Source organism: Bacillus sp. AFS029637, from assembly GCF_002584985.1.
Taxonomy (GTDB): domain Bacteria; phylum Bacillota; class Bacilli; order Bacillales; family Bacillaceae_G; genus Bacillus_A.
In genome coordinates this window covers 116,789-134,828 of sequence record NZ_NUPZ01000024.1, presented here as the reverse complement: position 1 = coordinate 134,828, position 18,040 = coordinate 116,789, and the positions used below count along the sequence as shown (strand labels likewise).

The window sequence follows — 18,040 nt, the reverse complement described above, 5'->3', positions numbered from 1 at the left end:
TCCATCTTAATATCTTTTTGCCAAAACAACAAATGAGATAAAGACGGTACTCATTGTGAGTGCCATAAATATAGAAGAAACTTTTCATTTTCAGCATGTCTATTTTGAAACGAAACATGGAACAATGTATATATCCGTTACTATATCCCCTCCCCACTTTTGTGAAAATTTAATATCTCCATATTTGTTTTATCCTTTTAAAGTATTCCATTCTCCTCTTTATTTCATAAAATGCGTTATTGGTTTTACGTTGTTTTTCGGCATATTGATAGAAACTAACGGGTTATGGAGCATTTTTTATGTTTAGCCACTTTTTTTGTAGAAATCCTTCGTTTTCCTTTCGATATTTAACACTATCGAAATAAAGTTTACGATAAATTCATAATTTTTTATTTTTTATACTATATTCCGTTATATTGTTGTATAATATCAATGAAAGCGCTTATTATTTCAATATACATAATTCGAACTACATTTTATCGAAACATTCTAACTATTATACCTATATTTAAATGCAACAATTATAGTTATTAGTATAGGTATACCAAATATATCCACCCCATTTTTCTGTAAAATTACTTTATAACATGAAAGATTAACTTGGGTGATAAGTTATTGTGAATGTTTTTTTACAAAACAGATAAGTAATAGTGTTTGGTATTATGTAAATTATTGTAATAACATAAGAGTAAAGAAAACAATTACATTATTTATTAGTTAATCAATTATTGAAAAAGAGCAAAATGCACCTTTGTATGGAAAAGGATTATATGCATTGGGAGGTTTAAACAAATGACGAGGAAGAATACAACGACAAACCCTTGGGCCAAGTTCCACGGTCCGAACCTTGGTTATGTTATTGAGCAGTATGATCTTTACGTAACTGGAGCAGGTTCTGTTGATCCGGAATTACAAGAGCTTTTTGAAATTTTTGGAGCTCCTTCGTTTCAAGATGATGTCGTAACAGGGGACAACACAGCAACACATTTTTCTCCTCAAAACACAGGGAACATTGAAAAAATTCTTAAAGTCGTTCAACTTGTTGAGCAGATTCGTTCTTTCGGGCATACGTTGGCTCACATCAACCCGATGGAAGATGCTGCAAATGGACAATCTCTTCTTGAGAAAGCAATGAACGAACTTAGCGATGCTGATTTGAAAGCGATTCCAGCAAAAACAGTATGGCAAGATGCACCAGAAGGTATTCACACTGCACTTGATGTAATTCATAGATTAAAAGACGTTTATACAAAATCTTTAGCTTATGAATTTTCTCATATACAAGATAGTGAAGAACGCGCGTGGTTGCATCAAATGGTGGAATCAAATTCATTGCGTCAACCACTATCAAATAAAAAACGAACTGCTCTTTTAAAACGTTTAACAGCGGTTGAAGGTTTCGAGCAATTCTTGCATAAAACATTCGTTGGGCAAAAGCGTTTCTCTATCGAGGGCGTTGATATGCTTGTACCTGTTCTAGATGAGATTGTTCTAGAAGGTGCTAAGAGCGGCGTAGAAGATGTCATGATTGGTATGGCTCACCGCGGTCGTCTAAGCGTACTTGCACACGTATTAGAAAAACCATATAGTCACATGTTTGCTGAGTTCAAACATGCAAAAATAGAAGGCGCAGTAGCAAATTCTGGCTGGACTGGCGACGTGAAATACCATTTAGGTAGAGAACAAGTCGTTAGTAAAGAAGAAGTTAGTACTCGCGTTACATTAGCAAATAACCCAAGTCATCTTGAGTTCGTGAATCCTGTAGTAGAAGGTTTCGCACGTGCAGCTCAAGAAAACCGTAAAAAATCTGGTCTTCCAGAACAAGATACTTCAAAGTCATTCGTAATTTTAGTTCATGGTGATGCTGCATTCCCTGGTCAAGGTATTGTATCTGAAACGTTGAACTTAAGCAGATTGAACGCGTATCAAACGGGCGGAACAATTCATGTTATCGCAAACAATGCAGTTGGTTTTACGACTGATAGCTATGATTCTCGTTCTACGAAATATTCAAGTGACCTTGCAAAAGGTTTCGATATTCCGATTGTTCACGTGAACGCTGATGATCCAGAAGCTTGTCTTGCTGCTGCTAACCTTGCGATCCAATATCGCATGTTGTTCAAAAAAGACTTCTTGATCGATTTAATTGGTTATCGCCGCTACGGTCATAACGAAATGGATGACCCAGCAGTTACGCAACCACAAGTATACAAAAAAATTAAAAACCATCCTACTGTAAGAGCAATTTATGCAGATCAATTACAAGCTGCTGGTGTTCTAAATGCAGATGAGGTTGAAACGATTACACAGTTTATACAAGAACAATTAAAATCTGACTATGCACAAGTACCACCAGCTGATACGAGCGATGCAACGATTCACGTTAAAGTACCAGATGTTGTTGCAAAAGGCATTCAGCCAATCGATACTGGTGTTGAGCTTGATTCACTTCGTGCAATTAATGAAGGTTTATTATCTTGGCCAGAAGGATTTAACGTATATCCGAAGGTGAAGAAAATTCTAGAGCGCCGTAAAGATGCTCTAGAAGAGAACGGTAAAATTGAATGGGCACTTGCTGAGTCATTAGCATTCGCTTCTATTTTACAAGAAGGTACGCCAATTCGTTTAACTGGTCAAGATTCACAGCGTGGTACATTCGCGCACCGTCATATCGTATTACATGATACGGATACAAATGAAACATATTCACCATTACATCGCTTACCAAACATTAACGCTTCATTCTCTGTTCATAACAGTCCGTTATCAGAAGCTGCTGTTGTTGGTTACGAGTACGGTTATAACGTATTCGCTCCAGAAACGCTTGTTATGTGGGAAGCACAGTACGGTGACTTCTCAAATACTGCGCAAGCATTATTTGATCAATATGTTTCAGCTGGAAGAGCAAAATGGGGTCAAAAATCTGGTTTAGTTCTTCTATTACCACACGGTTATGAAGGTCAAGGACCAGAGCACTCTAGCGCACGTCCAGAGCGTTTCTTACAGTTAGCTGCTGAGAACAACTGGACAGTTGCAAACTTAACGAGCGCGGCACAGTACTTCCATATCTTACGTCGTCAAGCATCTATCTTAGGAACAGAAGCTGTTCGACCATTAGTACTTATGACGCCGAAGAGTTTATTACGTCACCCACTTACGCTTTCAACTGCTAGTCAGTTAAGCGAAGGACGTTTCCAACCTGCTTTAGAACAAGAAAACCTTGGCATGAAACCAAACAAAGTAAAACGTCTTGTTTTAAGTACAGGTAAAATGGCGATTGACTTAGCAGCAGAAATCGAGTCTGGTAAACATGAATACAACTTAGATGAAGTTCATGTTGTTCGTATTGAACAATTGTACCCATTCCCTGCTGAGAAAGTTCAATCTATTATTAAACGCTTTAAAAACTTAGAAGAAATCATTTGGGTTCAAGAAGAACCTCGTAATATGGGCGCTTGGCATTACATGGCTCCAATTCTGTTCGAACTAGCTGGAGATACAGTGAAAACAGGTTACATTGGACGCCCAGACCGTTCTAGCCCATCTGGTGGCGATCCATTCGCTCATAAAGCTGAGCAAGAACTAATTGTTGCACATGCTTTAGATGTGAAGTATAACTTCCGTCAAGATAAACAAGAAATTGAAGTTTACAGCAACTAAAAGTAAGAATGAAGGTTTCTAGCTTGCCTTGGGCAGAATATCTGCCCAGGGTCAGGCTAACAAATGGAGATTACCGAAGACAAAAGAAGAAAAAACACACCGTTAGGCAAATAAGGGGAGGACATTTAAAATGATCGAAATTAAAGTACCTGAGCTTGCAGAATCTATTACAGAAGGAACTATCTCACAATGGCTTATCAACGTAGGCGACAAAGTTGAGAAAGGTGGCAGCGTTGTTGAGCTTGAAACTGATAAAGTCAATGTAGAAATCATTGCAGAAGATTCAGGTATTGTATCGAAATTACTAGGCGAACCTGGGGATACAGTTGAAGTTGGCGCAACTATCGCAATTTTAGATGCAAACGGAGCACCAGTTGCAGTAAGTACACCTGCAGCACCTGCTGAGCAACCAAAACAAGAAACAGCTGAAGCACCGAAAGCAGCAGCTCCAAGTGCTGAACAAACTGCAACTCTACAAGGTTTACCAAATACAAACCGTCCTATCGCATCACCAGCTGCTAGAAAAATGGCTCGTGAATTAGGAATCGACTTAAACGACGTACGTAGCACAGATCCACTTGGACGTGTGAGACCACACGATGTACAAGCTCATGCTGCAGCACCAAAAGAAGCACCAGCTGCTCCAAAAAGTCCAGCTCCTGCTTCAGTTGCAAAAACTGAATTCGAAAAACCAGTTGAGCGCGTGAAAATGTCCCGCCGCCGTCAAACAATTGCAAAACGTCTTGTAGAAGTTCAACAAACATCTGCAATGTTAACAACATTTAACGAAGTTGATATGAGTGCGATCATGGAATTACGTAAAGAGCGCAAAGATGCTTTCGAGAAAAAACATGATGTACGTCTTGGTTTCATGTCATTCTTCACAAAAGCAGTTGTTGCAGCATTAAAACAATTCCCATTATTAAATGCTGAAATTCAAGGTGACGAGCTTATCATTAAAAAATTCTATGATATCGGTATTGCAGTAGCAGCTCCAGATGGATTAGTTGTTCCAGTTGTACGCGATGCTAACCAATTAAACTTCGCTGAAATCGAAAGCGAAATTCGTAATTTAGGTATGAAAGCACGCGATAACAAACTTTCATTAAAAGAACTACAAGGTGGTACATTTACAATTACAAACGGTGGTGTGTTCGGTTCTCTAATGTCAACACCAATCCTAAATAGCCCACAAGTAGGTATTTTAGGAATGCATAAAATCCAAGTACGCCCAGTTGCAATCGATAATGAGCGTATGGAAAACCGCCCAATGATGTACCTTGCTTTATCTTACGATCACCGTATTGTTGATGGTAAAGAAGCGGTTAGCTTCCTTGTTGCTGTTAAAGATATGCTTGAAGATCCAAAATCATTATTATTAGAAGGTTGATAGACTAAAAGTCTATTCAAGGCTGTAGAATGAATCATTCTACAGCCTTTTTTATTGCGTTCATACTGGACAAATCACATGACATACGTTAATAATGTATGCCTAAAACGTAAGGAGGATTAAAATGAGTAACCTTCCAACTCATGCAAAACTTAAAGTAAATAAGGATACTTTCTTTCTCCCTGACTCAAGCGGGGGTGTCTATTTTCGAAATAACGCCAGTTCATTTCGCATGGACGGTGATGGAATTTATAACTGGATTGAAAAATTAATGCCGATGTTTAACGGGCATTATTCTTTAGATGAAATAACAGACGGACTCCCTCTCCCTTATCAAAATCGTGTATTTGAAATCGGAGAGATTTTATATGAAAATGGTTTCGTTCGTGATGTAAGTCAAGATGCGCCTCATGAATTAAACAGTGCATTACTTGATAGATACGCTTCGCAAATTGAATTTCTAGAAGCTGATTCTCATTCAGGTGCTTTAAAATTCGAAACGTACCGCGCAGCAAATGTCCTTATAGTTGGTTCCGGATATATGCTTACTTCCTTAGTTTCTTCTTTACTTGAATCTGGTTTACCTACATTTCATTACCTCGTTACAGATCGTGCTGAAACAAATTATGACAGAATTCATGAGCTAATAGAACGTGCATATGAAGTTGATGATTGTGTACTGATTCAAGAAATAGATACGACAATTGATCGTCCCCTGCATGAAGTATTCGAACCTTTCGACTGGATTTTGTACGTTTCTCAAGATGGAGATATTGAAGGTTTAAGAGCCGTTCACACTATTTGCAAGGAACTAGGAAAAAACTTCATACCAGCCATTTGTTTAGCAAATTTCGGTTTGGCCGGCCCTGTCGTAACGGCAAATCATGAAGAGTGCTGGGAATCAGCATGGCATCGGCTACATGAAACGACTTTGCAAAATGAACATTCACCAGATTCCTTCTCTTCTATTCCATATGCAATGTTAGCAAATATAATCGTTTTTGAGTTATTTAAACACGTCGCGAATGATTCTTACCGAGAAAAGGAACCACAATTCTTTTTATTAAACTATGAAACACTCGAAGGAACATGGCATCCTTTTATAAAACACCCTCTTGCTACTGATGAAAGTTTTACAATCGATACGATAGAAAATCTTTCCGAAAAACTTGAGCATCGGTCCAACCAACATGCTTCAACTAATTTATTTCGTTTTTTCGACTCGTTAACTTCTAAAGAAGCTGGTATATTCCATGTGTGGGATGAACAAGATTTATATCAATTACCGTTATCACAATGCAATATTCAAATAGCTACGCCACTATCAAATGGCCCGGCTACCCTCCTCCCTCTTATGACTTGTGGAGGATTGACCCATAATGAAGCGCGCCGAGAAGCTGGTTTAACAGGAATTGAAACATATATAGCAGAAATCATTCATCGCCTTATTCCTGAACATAACGATATCGGTATCGGCGCTGGGGAAACGATGACAGAAGGTGTATACCGGGCTCTACAACAACATGTAAACAATAAACTGTATGAACGGCAGTCACATATGCTAGAAGAGATTACAACAATCAACGTAGCGGAAATTCATGATAAGCATTGTAAGTTTTATTACGATGCCCTTTCTACAATCCACGAAACACCTAAAATAGCAATGAGTGACGAGATTCTCAGTTTTCCTGTCGTTTGGGTCGGTGTAAATGAGAGATGGTATGGTGCATCGAATATTAATATGACGTTAGCATTACGAAATGCACTACAACTATCACTTCTCCATATTCAAAATGAAAAGACTCCTTACAGAGCTAATATTTTGCCTGACTCATCTATTATTTTATATGAAACGGACCCTTTTAGAGTGGAAATACAAGCAGAAGAAGACATTCCAAGTGTGCAATCTTTACAGCTTGCCTTACAGCATTTATCGGAACATAATTTTTATCCATTCGTATTTGATTTAGCAATTGAATCATTTTTGAAAGAAAATTTAGATGGTGTGTACGGGGTATTAATTGCAAAGGAGGATAGTCTATGACTCAAAATATATTGCTTATAGGAGATGGCCTACTTGCAGACTACGTACATGATCAATTATGCAAACAATACGCTATCATTCGCCAACATACTATCACAGAAGAACTTCCTGAAAATATTCAACTCGCTCTCATATTACATGACGGCTCCCCTTCTACTATTCATCATGATGCTGAGTTGATTTTTCGTTCCAACCACATTCCGTGGCTACGTGCATTTACTTCATTTGGTGAGGGTATTATCGGTCCTTACATTCATCCTCCTGCAACTGGATGTACCCATTGTGCCGATGGACGACGCTTTATCGCTGGATTTGATCAAAAAGAAATGTGGGAATTACAGCAAAAATATGCGCTAAAAGCAGCGAACGTGACGAGACGTGATGTACGTGCCACCCAAAACGGTATTCTACAAATGTGCCAGCTCATTCATGCTGAAACGGAGAATATATTAGCTAACGGACATTCTTCTTTAGAAAATGAACTCATTTTACTAAACTTACAAACATTGCAATGTACGCGGCATTCTTTTCTTCCTGATCCTCTCTGCCCTGTATGTAGTGATTTACCTAATGATACGGCGGATGCAGCAGAGATTTCTTTACAACCGAGCTTAAAAACAAGTACTGAAACGTATCGCTGCCGTTCCATTCATGAGCTAAACACATTTTTAACGAGAGATTATTTAGATTACCGGGTTGGTATATTGAACGGAAAAATGCAACATTCTTTATTACCCTTTGCTGACGTTATTATAAACATGCCTTTAATATTTGGAAATGAAGGTGTTGCAGGTCGAACTCATTCATTTGCAATAAGTGAAGCAACTGCGATTTTAGAAGGATTAGAACGATATTGCGGTATGTCGCCCCGCGGGAAAAAGACAAATGTGCATAGTAGTTTTCATGATTTAGAAGGTTATGCACTGAATCCTCTCACCCTCGGTGTACATACAAATGAACACTATAATCGTGATAGTTTCCCGTTTAAACCATTCGATCCTGATTATGAGCAAAACTGGGTATGGGGCTATTCTTTATTACAAAACAGGCCACTTTTAGTTCCTGAATCCATTGCTTATTATAGCCTCGGTCATCGAGATGCTTTCGTGTATGAAACATCGAATGGATGTGCAATTGGTGGTAGTTTAGAAGAAGCTATTTTTCACGGCATTTTAGAAATTGTAGAGCGTGACGCCTTCCTGCTCACTTGGTATGCTGAATTACCTCTTCCCCGCCTTGATCTTAGTTCAGCAAATGATACAGAACTACAATTAATGATCCAGCGGTTACACACGATTACTGGATATGAACTACATGCTTTTAACGCGACGATGGAACACGGCATCCCGAGCTTATGGGTAATTGCGAAAAATACTCGTGAAAATGGGATGAACGTTGTTTGTGCAGGAGGCTCTCATTTAGATCCAATCCGTGCTCTAAAGAGTGCCATTCACGAAATAGCAGGCATGTTACTAATAACAGACGATGAACTCGAGCAAAAAAGGGAGCACTACGAAAACTGCTTACAAGATCCTTATCTCGTTAATAAAATGGAAGACCATAGTATGCTTTACGGATTGAAAGAAGCGGAAGAACGCCTTCACTTTCTTTTACGTGAAGATGCGCCATTGCAGACGTTCCAAGAGATGAATGCATTACAATCATTTCATATGGATTTAACGTCCGATCTTCATCAACTTTTAAATCGAATACATCAATCTGGACTTGAGGTGATCGTTGTAAATCAAACGGTACCGCTTATAGAGAAAAATGGATTACATTGTGTAAAAGTAATAATTCCAGGCATGTTACCGATGACGTTCGGGCATCACCTTACTCGTGTTACAGGATTAGATCGAGTGTATACCGTACCGGTGACACTTGGATATAGAGCTGAACCGTTAACAAATGAACAATTAAATCCACATCCGCATCCGTTTCCATAATAGAGGAGGGGATTTCATGCATCTGGATACTTTTTTACATCATCTCCATTTCTCTATCGATGAAATTATGCCGAATCATGAAGTCGATTGGCAAGACGCGCCGCTTCCTTATAAATTATATCGAAATTTACCTGTCATCCCTCTCTCTTTAGAAATTCCGTTGTCTTTGCCGAGCTCTTCTACTGCACCTACTTTGGATAAGATTGGTCATTATCTTTGGCACTCATTTGGTTTAACACAATTATGCCAGCTAAACAGCGAGAGGAATGTATTCCGAAGATCTATCCCTTCAGGCGGCGCTTTATATCCGAATGAATTGTATATATACTTAAAGATTGACGATTATCCAGACGGCATTTACCATTACGATGCCGCTCATCATCGACTTATCTTACTTCGCGAAGGAAATTTCGATTCATACCTTACAGACGCACTCGGCAATCGTTGCAATATACATTCTTGTTTTGGTGCTGCATTTGTATCCACTATGTTTTGGAAAAACTTCTTTAAATACAATAACTTTTCTTATCGTCTGCAAGGATTAGATAGTGGTGTTCTCATCGGTCAATTGCTTGAATGCGCAAAACAATTCGGTTACACGAATGGCGTATATTTTCAATTTCTAGACCGGGCAATGAATCATTTACTCGGACTGTCTGAAGACGAAGAAAGTGTGTATGCAGTTATTCCTTTAAGTACAGAACCAAATATAGCTTGGTTTCATGACAATCATCGTGAAAATAAAACTGTTACTTCTCATGAATTACTACAGCAAATTCCGCCGTTAGCACATGAACATTTCGTTCGCTCAAAGCATGTGAATAAATATCCGATGATAACAAAAATAAACGCGGCTTCTATGATCGAATCGACAGAACACTTCCAAGCATTCGCTCATGAAGAATACTATCAACATAGTGCTCACGCCATACAGCTACCAAAAGTAGAACGGTTATCGTATGATTTCTTACACCTTTGCAAAAAACGATATTCCCCTGATGCTGACTTTACTTTAACGAAATGGGATGCAGCCGAGCTCGCTACTTTACTACAAGAAGCGAGTCTCTCTTTTCCTTATTACAACGACGTTGATGGCAATTCTTTAAATAAAAATGCGCGAGTCTCATTATATGGATGTTTTTATAACGTAAAAGATATAGAAAACGGTGCTTACACTTATAACAGTAAAACCCATTCCATACAGCCACTTCGATACGGAGATCTTCGTTATCCCCTTCAATCTAGTATGACGATGGATAACGTGAACCTTTTTCAAGTACCACTTTGCTTACATGTAGTCGGAAAGAAAGATTACTATACAAATGCACTAGGCTATAGAGGATACCGTATTCACCAAATGGAAGCTGGTATACTCGTCCATAAACTCGTTTTCACTGCAACCGCTATGGGGATGGGTGGGCATCCGTTACTAAGCTTTGATACAAATTCATGTGATCAACTGTACGGGATTGATGCTGGAAATGAAACGTCTCTCATTCAAATTCCTGTTGGGGCGTATCGGGCGCGGAATTGGTTAAAAGGAGCTTTGCATAATTAGAAGCACGCCGATTGATGGCGTGCTTTTTCTAAAGGACTTAATTTATAAAAAGCGAAATAAATATATATTCTTATATAAAAGGAGAGTTTAACTTGAGCATTTTACAACGGTTAATTCAGCAAGCGAAAAATCCTCGCGGGACAATTGGTTCTTCCATGCTTTGTATTATGAACGCTGCACATACGAGATTAACACATTGGGGATTACAAAAAATACATATACGTAAAGATGCGATTACTTTAGATATTGGTTGTGGGGGCGGTAAGACAATACATACTCTTTCAAAACGGATTCCACTTGGGAAAATATATGGAATTGATTATTCAAATCAAGCTGTTGAAAACTCAAAGAAAGCCAATATACAGGACGTAAAAAAAGGAAAAGTAATCATTCATCAGGCAAGTGTCTCCTCTATTCCTTACAATACAAACTTCTTCGATCTCATTACCGCTTTTCAAACTCATTACTTTTGGCCTGATGTTGAACAAGATATAAAAGAAGTATTTCGCGTCTTACAACCGAATGGATCTTTTTTATTAGTAGCTGAAACTTTTAAAATTCAATATCATATGGAGAATTTTAAAACGAATGAAGAGTTAGTAAACCTTTTTTATAAGACTGGATTTACAAGGGTACAATGTTATGAAGAAAAAGGATGCCTTTGTGTAATAGGAAGTAAATAAAAAGCAGACCTTAAAAGGTCTGCTCTTTTTACTAGATTAACTTAAAAATACTCTTAATTTGTCTCGCAAATAACCAGTTTTTCGTACCGTAGTTATCATTTAAGCTATCTAAATCAATAGATTTACCATTAGCAAACTTTAATGCTAACGTTGTATTTTTGTCGTTTGTTTTTAAATTACTATTTGTAATGTCATCATACTTTAATTTCTCAATTTCAACATATTCATCTGTTTCTTGTCCAATTACGACATGGTCTTGGAAGAAGAACAATACTTCTACTTTTTTGCCGAAACAAAATACATTTTTCGCATAAATTAATGTCGCATTATCAAGTCCGACGCAAACTTCTTTCATCTCTTCAACAACACGTCCAAAGTCTTCTTCCTGTCTTGCGTTTGATTCAGCAATCCATTCTTCGATTGTTTTTATGTTAATTGCCATACTGTGCCCCCTGGTTCGTTCATTGCTTTCTTTTAAAATAAATACTATATGAAAATATAAGCGATACGTACTATGTTTTCAAGGGTGAACGATACATTCGAAATAAAGTGAAGTTTCAAATTAATATACAAGTAGAATCCATTTCATTATATTTTAAACGTTTGAAAGAGACATTCTTCATCATCGATTAACTGTTTTTTCTAATCAAATTCGATGTTTACCTCCCTTTGCACAAAAAAATAGCACTTAAAAAGTGCTATTCTGCTCTTCTTGCCGCTTGTTGAATTGGATCCCAAACGCTGTTATATGGTGGTGCGTAACTTAAGTCGACATCTTCTAAATCGTGAATACTCATTTTATTGAAAAGTGCCATTGCGATCACATCAATACGTTTATCTACGCCTTCTTCTCCCATTACTTGTCCGCCTAATAATTGTTTCGTGTCAGTGCGATATAATAATTTCAAGTGAAGTGGTTTGGCACTTGGGTAATAGCCCGCCATATTTGTAGAATCTACTTTGACTGTTTTATACGGAATGTTTAGTCCTTTCGCTTCTTTTTCATTTAAGCCTGTCCTTGCGAGCGTCAAATCCATAAATTTAATAATGCCTGTACCTAACGTACCTTTAAATGCTCTTCGCTTATCAACCATATTGAGTCCAGCAAGTCGCCCTTGTTTATTTGCAGTCGTTCCGAGCGGGATATGATCATGAATTTCCTTTATAACATGGTAATGTGTGGCGCAATCACCAGCTGCATATACGTCTTTTACATTCGTTTGCATATATGCATTTACCTCGATTGCCCCTTTATAATTTGTACGTATACCCGTTCCTTCAAGAAAATCACTATTTGGTTTTACTCCGACAGATACTAAAACAAGATCCGCTTTGTACGTGCCTTTATCCGTTTCAATTTGTTCTACTCGCTCTTTTCCGATAAACGCTTTTACATTTTCATTCGTTAAAATTTCAATATGATGTTTATCTGCTTCTTTATGTATATACTCTGCCATATCTGCATCATAAATCGTACCGACATAATCGTTTCGCTCAATCATTCTTACTTTCTTACCAAGCTCTACGAATGTTTCTGCCATCTCAAGTCCAATGGCACCGCCGCCAATAATCGTTACATTCTCAATTTCATTCGTTTCTAGCGTTTTTACTATACGCTCAGCATCCGGGATTGTTTTTAAAAGATGCACACCTTGTAACTCTCGTCCTTCCCACTCTGGCATAACAGGACGCACTCCAGTTGCAATTAATAAGCGATCATACGGAAATTCAAAAACATCTCTCGTCTTCGTATGCTCTGCGTACACAATCTTCTTTTCCGTATCTACTTTTGTAACTTCATGACACACTTTCGCATCAATTCCATATTTATCACGAAATGTCTTCACATTGCGCGCTATTAATTTTTCAGCTGAAGCGATAGCACCGCTAATTACATAAGGCAAACCGCACTGAGCGTATGAATAGATTTCACCTTTTTCTAACGTCACAACATTTGCCGATTTATCGTTTCTAACAATTTGCATTGCTGCGCTCATACCAGCTGCATCTCCGCCAATAATGACATAGTTCACTTTACCACTCCTTCTATTTTACATACTCTTTACGATTTCCATATTCTATAAAAATAACACCTCTCCCTATTGTAAAGAAAGAATATTTCATCTACAAATTTGGTGTACAAAACTATGCGTAAATAGGTAACCGTCGTGTCTTATAAACAACATGTTTAATATGCTATAACAGTAACTATTGAAAGTAGGTGAAACATACATGTGCGCCAGCCTTCTCGTCCAGCTTCCAGAGGAACCGATAGAACCGAGACCCGCCCTCCCGCTTGAACAAGAATTTTCCGTTAATGCAACTATTTATAGTGCTCGTGCTTGGTTATCTAATGATGAGACTTTTGCACAAACGATTTGGAAAGCCTCTCGCTTCGCTTCTGCATCACACGCTCGCAAGTCCATCTTCCCAGTTGGTACTGTTAAAATTGTAAATTTTTCTGATGATACAATAACAGTTACTATATCATCAGAATCAGAAGATGCACTCAAAATAATCGTCCCCCCTCATTCTGAAGCTGCTTTAACGTCTAGTGCTTTGTCTGATGTGCAAGCAAGTACATCAGGAAAAGCAAGTAAAGTCACATTCCTCTTCCACATCTTTTTCTCTAGGGATCCTGGTTCAGATAAAAAACCATAAAAAAGGTACAGTTATGCACTGTACCTTTTCACGTATTCTATTCTCTTGATTTGATTAATTCAACATTATAAGACTCAATATTAGTCAACACTCCTGTAAAATATGGATTTTCTCTATACCAAGATTGTTTTGAAAAGTACGCTTGCATATCTTTCGTTTGAAACATATGTCCATGCCTTGCGTATATTTCATTTCTAGCAATTTTTAACTGTTCTTTCGATAAGTATCTTAAATCTGAACTCGTTAATTTTCGAATATCACTATCTGGAAAGATGAAACCATTATATACATACCCAGTCGTGGGCGTCGGAGCAACATTATAAACAACTGTTTTTTCTTCACTTTTCTTTTGAAATGGAAGATTATAAGACGAAAGTGCCGTTACCGTTTCTACTTTCGTCGTTTCCCGTCCACTTTCTCCATTTCGTTCTAAATAAATCGTCGCGCTTCCATCAGTCGCTATCGGTCCCCACGTAATTTCTTCTCCAGCCAGCGCTGTAACTGGTTTTTGATTCACGTACAATGTCGCGCCTGGCATATTCGTTTGAACTGTAATATATTTTCCTTGTAACGTTAAATCGATCGTTACATTATTTTGGCTTTGTTTCATAAGTACGACCTTTTCCTCGCGTAATAGTTTTACATATTCATTTTTATATTCTGATTGAAATACTTGCGTTCCTGGAAGAAACGGTCCATATTGCTTCTCAAACTTTTTGTCATCTGTCTTATCAATTTCTTTTCCGTTCATTTTTAAGGATGTGCCTTTTTCATTTGAAAGCAAAGTTGTATAGTACGTCTTCGCTTTCAATCTATACCGATCAAATATAACGAAATACTTCCCGTCTTTCGTTAAAGAAAAATCTGCTCTTTCAATTCCGTCCCCTTGTTTTTCACCTTGTATCAAATATGCTTTCAATTCATTCACATAGGATGGATTCTCTTTTATATACGAAAATAGAGGCATTACACTCTCTCTCGTTACAACAACTGATGGATCATCTGCCGTGATGATCTCAGCTAATTTCTCCCCGTCCCTCTCTTGTAAAATCGTAATCATCCGGTCTACTTGTGCCCCCTGCGCATAATACGATGATCCGTACAAATACAATCCAACAATCGCTATAATAAATAGCGCTAACAGTGTAATACCAACTTTTGTACCACCGTTCATATTCTTCTTTACTACAGGATTTCCCCTCTTCGTCCCGCAGTTTTGACAAAATTGCACACCATCTTCAAACTGAATTCCGCACTTTGTACAGACATTCATCCATTCACCCACCTTTTCTTTAGAAGCCAGTTAATCCTCCAGTAAATGTTTGAATTATCATGTTAAAGTAAGACCAAAATATAATCCATACTACGATTCCGTTTAAAACATTTGCGATAAGAAGAGTGTAAACAAGATCTAGTCCACCGTTATCTAATTTTGCTATAGCTACAACTATACTAATTCCCATATACGTTGTAGCCAGCCCTAATAATAACGGTAAAAAAAGGATTAATAAGAAACTAAACAGAAAAGAAAGTACTAATATAGCAATAGCTGGAGTCGCTATCGTTCCCCATATACCGAATACTTCAAGAAACGAAAAAGAAGATTTCATCATCTTACCACTTACAAAAATAATAAATCCGACAAATAAAGTTAAAATTAGTAAAAATAAAAAGACCTTTATAGACTCTCCAAAGAAAGAAGGCGTAGATAAATCTGGCGCTAATGTTCTCGTAAGTGCTGCCCCAGCGCTCATTATTCTATAAAAAATACATGCTCCTAAAAAACAAATAAGTAAAAGGCTTGTAATTCCATTTCGCACTTCAATATTGCCACTTTTCATAATTGCTGTCGGTGCTTTTAAAGCATGTTTAAAAAACTGGAAATAGCCACTTGCAAATCGCTTCGCTTGCTCTACTGTTTCATTTGGACGTGTTTCCTTCACTTGTGCTGCCGATGGTTGATGCCCCCCTTCTGGGACACCACTCGCTACTACTTCTTCCGTTAACGAATGTCCACAATTCCCGCAAAACTTTGCCTCTGCTGCATTCTCTGTATGACACGCTGAACATTTCATGCTCTCATCCCTCCTTATGCATATACCTGATAGGGTGTTACAAATTCAATATATGACTTTGTACATAAAACATGACTACAAGAAGAAGATTATGAACTCCTCCTTTTGAAGAAAAATATATAGACTAGCAATCTAGAAAAATAATGCTATTATGAAACAGAGCAAATAACATTTTAAACAGATTGGATGAAAGACAATGGAATTTGTAAACTCTATTTTTCAAATACTCCTTACAAGTGTAATCCAACTATTTTCTTTAATTGGAGTCATCATTGTAATCGGATTTCTATTAGGTTATTTAGAATCACTAACAAGAACGTATTGGTCGAGAGCTTTCGGAAGAAAAGGATTCCTTTTGACTGCATGGATTGGTGTTCCTATTCACGAACTCGGACATGCCATTATGTGCATACTATTCCGTCATAAAATTGTAGCAACGCAGTTCTTCCCAACAGATACAAGTCAAGGAGCTTTAGGTTACGTACAACACCAATACAATCAAAAAAGCATATATCAACGAATCGGGAATTTCTTCATTGGAATTGGCCCTATTATTTCTGGTATTACTGCATTAATCCTTTTAATGCGCTATTTCGTACCCGAATCTTATTCTTTATTTAATATAACTCTCGAAACAACCGTTTCCTCTACTTCTATTAATTTAGAAATGGTTCAGAATATGTTCTTGTCGACGTTTGTGTTATTAAAAAGCTTATTTACAATAAGCAATTTATTGAATCCTTCCTTTTGGTTATTTTTATTTATCGCCATTTGTATTTCTGCTCATATCGCTTTAAGTAAACCAGACATTAAAGGATCGATAGACGGTGTTATCGTCATGTTTATCGTGTTATTTTTATTCAATATAATAGCAGGTCTTTTCCAATACGACAGTAATCTGCTAATTGGACAGGTTATGAAATATAATATGTATCTCATTGCATTTTCTAGTGTGGCACTGCTGTTCTCTTGTATTTCTACACTTGTTAGTTTTGTGTTTTATAAAATAAGAGGAGGGCGTTCGTTTTGACGTCCCTCTTCTATCTTTAAATAATTATTTATCAGATTTAATAAGTTATTGAATGGGAATAGATGGTCCAATCACTTCGTTTTCTTTCCCCGAATACGGTACAAGTGAATATTTTCCCGCCGCTACATTAATTCCATCAAATCTACTAAAAGAAATGTCTCCGCCTTTATTCGATACAAATGAAAAACAATAACCCTATCACTGTTTTTCATATTGCAAACACAATTTCACCATTAAACAACATATATCTTGCTCATAATGAGAAGAGCTAGTTCATTGCGAACTAGCTCTTCCCTTTAATTACTTCTCTTATAATCACAATGCTCAACCGGAACACGAGCATGCCCTTCTTCATCGGTACACCATGACTGTGACTGGAAGGCAAGGAAGATACCGATCCATTCTTCTTCCTTTTCAAAGTGAATGAGTATTCCTCCGTCTTGCCATATACCATTATCACCTTTCCATTTCTCTACATTTCCTTGATTCATGTGAATATCGTGTATACCGTTTCCTGGTTCGAAATGAAAGTAAGAATCAGGTGTATTTTCTTCTGGTCCCCATCTTTCACCAAACGCGTAAATAATTGCTTTTTCTTCTATTGCTCGTTTTATATAACGTTCTATTTTTTCGTTTAAATCATTATCTACTCCTGCTTTTTCAGCAGGTAAAGGAATCATTTGTTTTGAATCAAATAAATTACCTCTTACGTAGTCTAAAGCTACTTTCGGTTCATTGTTTTTTATTTGTGTAAAACCAAATGGTAACGTCGGTAAAATATGAATCGCCTCTGACCGAATATTGTCGCTTGCAAAATATAAAACTTCTGACGGATAACTTTGCGACTTTACGTTAATTGCAATACGATAGTCTACTCCTGCCTCGCCCTGTAAATGAACTTGATAATGAGGTGTTTTCCCTTTTCCAATCTTTGATTGTATAACTGTACCTTTTAACACACCATAATTTTTTAAGGGCATACATTTCATCTCC

At 37.4% G+C, this 18,040-nt stretch carries 13 protein-coding genes and 2 pseudogenes; 8 read left to right on the top strand and 7 right to left on the bottom strand.

Annotated elements, in window-relative coordinates:
• Positions 1 to 6: 6 nt before the first annotated feature.
• Positions 7 to 75 (bottom strand): annotated as a pseudogene (locus COE49_RS28490) (permease); the annotation flags it as partial.
• Positions 76 to 792: 717 nt separating this feature from the next.
• Here COE49_RS28490 and odhA point away from each other — a divergent pair.
• From odhA to COE49_RS13980, 6 genes are all read left to right on the top strand, one after another.
• Entirely contained in the window at positions 793 to 3,660 is a 2,868-nt protein-coding gene (odhA, locus tag COE49_RS14005; protein WP_098252423.1) for a 2-oxoglutarate dehydrogenase E1 component, read from the top strand.
• A 130-nt stretch (positions 3,661 to 3,790) separates the two neighbouring features.
• Entirely contained in the window at positions 3,791 to 5,050 is a 1,260-nt protein-coding gene (gene odhB / locus COE49_RS14000) for a 2-oxoglutarate dehydrogenase complex dihydrolipoyllysine-residue succinyltransferase (RefSeq protein WP_098945932.1), read from the top strand.
• A gap of 124 nt (positions 5,051 to 5,174) precedes the next feature.
• A complete protein-coding gene (locus tag COE49_RS13995) occupies positions 5,175 to 7,094 on the top strand; it encodes a putative thiazole-containing bacteriocin maturation protein (protein ID WP_098945931.1) in 1,920 nt (639 codons plus the stop codon).
• Positions 7,091 to 9,040 (top strand): TOMM precursor leader peptide-binding protein, encoded by a 1,950-nt coding sequence (locus COE49_RS13990; protein ID WP_098252425.1) that lies wholly within the window; start codon positions 7,091 to 7,093, stop codon positions 9,038 to 9,040. The genes COE49_RS13995 and COE49_RS13990 overlap by 4 nt, the downstream gene beginning before the upstream one ends.
• A gap of 16 nt (positions 9,041 to 9,056) precedes the next feature.
• The gene (locus COE49_RS13985; protein ID WP_098945930.1) at positions 9,057 to 10,598 is read left to right on the top strand and encodes a SagB family peptide dehydrogenase; all 1,542 of its coding nucleotides are present in this window, start codon (positions 9,057 to 9,059) and stop codon (positions 10,596 to 10,598) included.
• 92 nt (positions 10,599 to 10,690) lie between these two features.
• Entirely contained in the window at positions 10,691 to 11,281 is a 591-nt protein-coding gene (locus tag COE49_RS13980; protein ID WP_088231389.1) for a class I SAM-dependent methyltransferase, read from the top strand.
• A 31-nt stretch (positions 11,282 to 11,312) separates the two neighbouring features.
• Here the strand turns inward: COE49_RS13980 and COE49_RS13975 are convergent, their stop codons facing one another.
• The 3 genes and pseudogenes from COE49_RS13975 to COE49_RS13970 all read right to left on the bottom strand — a co-directional run bounded on the left by COE49_RS13975 (position 11,313) and on the right by COE49_RS13970 (position 13,314).
• Positions 11,313 to 11,723, bottom strand: a complete 411-nt coding sequence (locus COE49_RS13975) for a DUF3908 family protein (RefSeq protein ID WP_088231390.1) — start codon at positions 11,721 to 11,723, stop codon at positions 11,313 to 11,315.
• Between the two features lie 146 nt (positions 11,724 to 11,869).
• Positions 11,870 to 11,956 (bottom strand): annotated as a pseudogene (locus COE49_RS28350) (GNAT family N-acetyltransferase); the annotation flags it as partial.
• Positions 11,957 to 11,979: 23 nt separating this feature from the next.
• Positions 11,980 to 13,314 (bottom strand): FAD-dependent oxidoreductase, encoded by a 1,335-nt coding sequence (locus COE49_RS13970; protein WP_088231391.1) that lies wholly within the window; start codon positions 13,312 to 13,314, stop codon positions 11,980 to 11,982.
• Between the two features lie 199 nt (positions 13,315 to 13,513).
• On the opposite strand from COE49_RS13970, the gene COE49_RS13965 reads away from it, so the two are divergent.
• Positions 13,514 to 13,942: a hypothetical protein gene (locus COE49_RS13965; protein WP_088231392.1), complete on the top strand. Its 429-nt coding sequence runs from the start codon at positions 13,514 to 13,516 to the stop codon at positions 13,940 to 13,942.
• A gap of 37 nt (positions 13,943 to 13,979) precedes the next feature.
• Here the strand turns inward: COE49_RS13965 and COE49_RS13960 are convergent, their stop codons facing one another.
• A complete protein-coding gene (locus COE49_RS13960) occupies positions 13,980 to 15,215 on the bottom strand; it encodes a TcaA 3rd/4th domain-containing protein (RefSeq protein ID WP_088231393.1) in 1,236 nt (411 codons plus the stop codon).
• 19 nt (positions 15,216 to 15,234) lie between these two features.
• Positions 15,235 to 16,017 (bottom strand): zinc ribbon domain-containing protein, encoded by a 783-nt coding sequence (locus COE49_RS13955; RefSeq protein WP_088231394.1) that lies wholly within the window; start codon positions 16,015 to 16,017, stop codon positions 15,235 to 15,237.
• Between the two features lie 196 nt (positions 16,018 to 16,213).
• Between COE49_RS13955 and COE49_RS13950 the strand changes: the two genes are divergently transcribed.
• Complete coding sequence (locus COE49_RS13950; protein ID WP_098945929.1) at positions 16,214 to 17,047, top strand: hypothetical protein; 834 nt, start codon at positions 16,214 to 16,216, stop codon at positions 17,045 to 17,047.
• A gap of 296 nt (positions 17,048 to 17,343) precedes the next feature.
• Here the strand turns inward: COE49_RS13950 and COE49_RS13945 are convergent, their stop codons facing one another.
• Positions 17,344 to 18,027, bottom strand: a complete 684-nt coding sequence (locus COE49_RS13945; protein WP_088231396.1) for a DUF2278 family protein — start codon at positions 18,025 to 18,027, stop codon at positions 17,344 to 17,346.
• Positions 18,028 to 18,040: the final 13 nt, after the last annotated feature.

What these genes read in the sequence shown, in the direction of transcription:
- COE49_RS13990 (WP_098252425.1), top strand. Translation starts at nt 7,091, where the DNA reads ATGACTCAAAATATATTGCTTATAGGAGATGGCCTACTTGCAGACTAC.
- COE49_RS13955 (WP_088231394.1), bottom strand. Translation starts at nt 16,017, where the DNA reads ATGAAATGTTCAGCGTGTCATACAGAGAATGCAGCAGAGGCAAAGTTT.
- odhA (WP_098252423.1), top strand. Translation starts at nt 793, where the DNA reads ATGACGAGGAAGAATACAACGACAAACCCTTGGGCCAAGTTCCACGGT.
- COE49_RS13975 (WP_088231390.1), bottom strand. Translation starts at nt 11,723, where the DNA reads ATGGCAATTAACATAAAAACAATCGAAGAATGGATTGCTGAATCAAAC.
- COE49_RS13945 (WP_088231396.1), bottom strand. Translation starts at nt 18,027, where the DNA reads ATGCCCTTAAAAAATTATGGTGTGTTAAAAGGTACAGTTATACAATCA.
- COE49_RS13995 (WP_098945931.1), top strand. Translation starts at nt 5,175, where the DNA reads ATGAGTAACCTTCCAACTCATGCAAAACTTAAAGTAAATAAGGATACT.
- COE49_RS13950 (WP_098945929.1), top strand. Translation starts at nt 16,214, where the DNA reads ATGGAATTTGTAAACTCTATTTTTCAAATACTCCTTACAAGTGTAATC.
- COE49_RS13965 (WP_088231392.1), top strand. Translation starts at nt 13,514, where the DNA reads ATGTGCGCCAGCCTTCTCGTCCAGCTTCCAGAGGAACCGATAGAACCG.
- COE49_RS13985 (WP_098945930.1), top strand. Translation starts at nt 9,057, where the DNA reads ATGCATCTGGATACTTTTTTACATCATCTCCATTTCTCTATCGATGAA.
- odhB (WP_098945932.1), top strand. Translation starts at nt 3,791, where the DNA reads ATGATCGAAATTAAAGTACCTGAGCTTGCAGAATCTATTACAGAAGGA.
- COE49_RS13960 (WP_088231393.1), bottom strand. Translation starts at nt 15,215, where the DNA reads ATGAATGTCTGTACAAAGTGCGGAATTCAGTTTGAAGATGGTGTGCAA.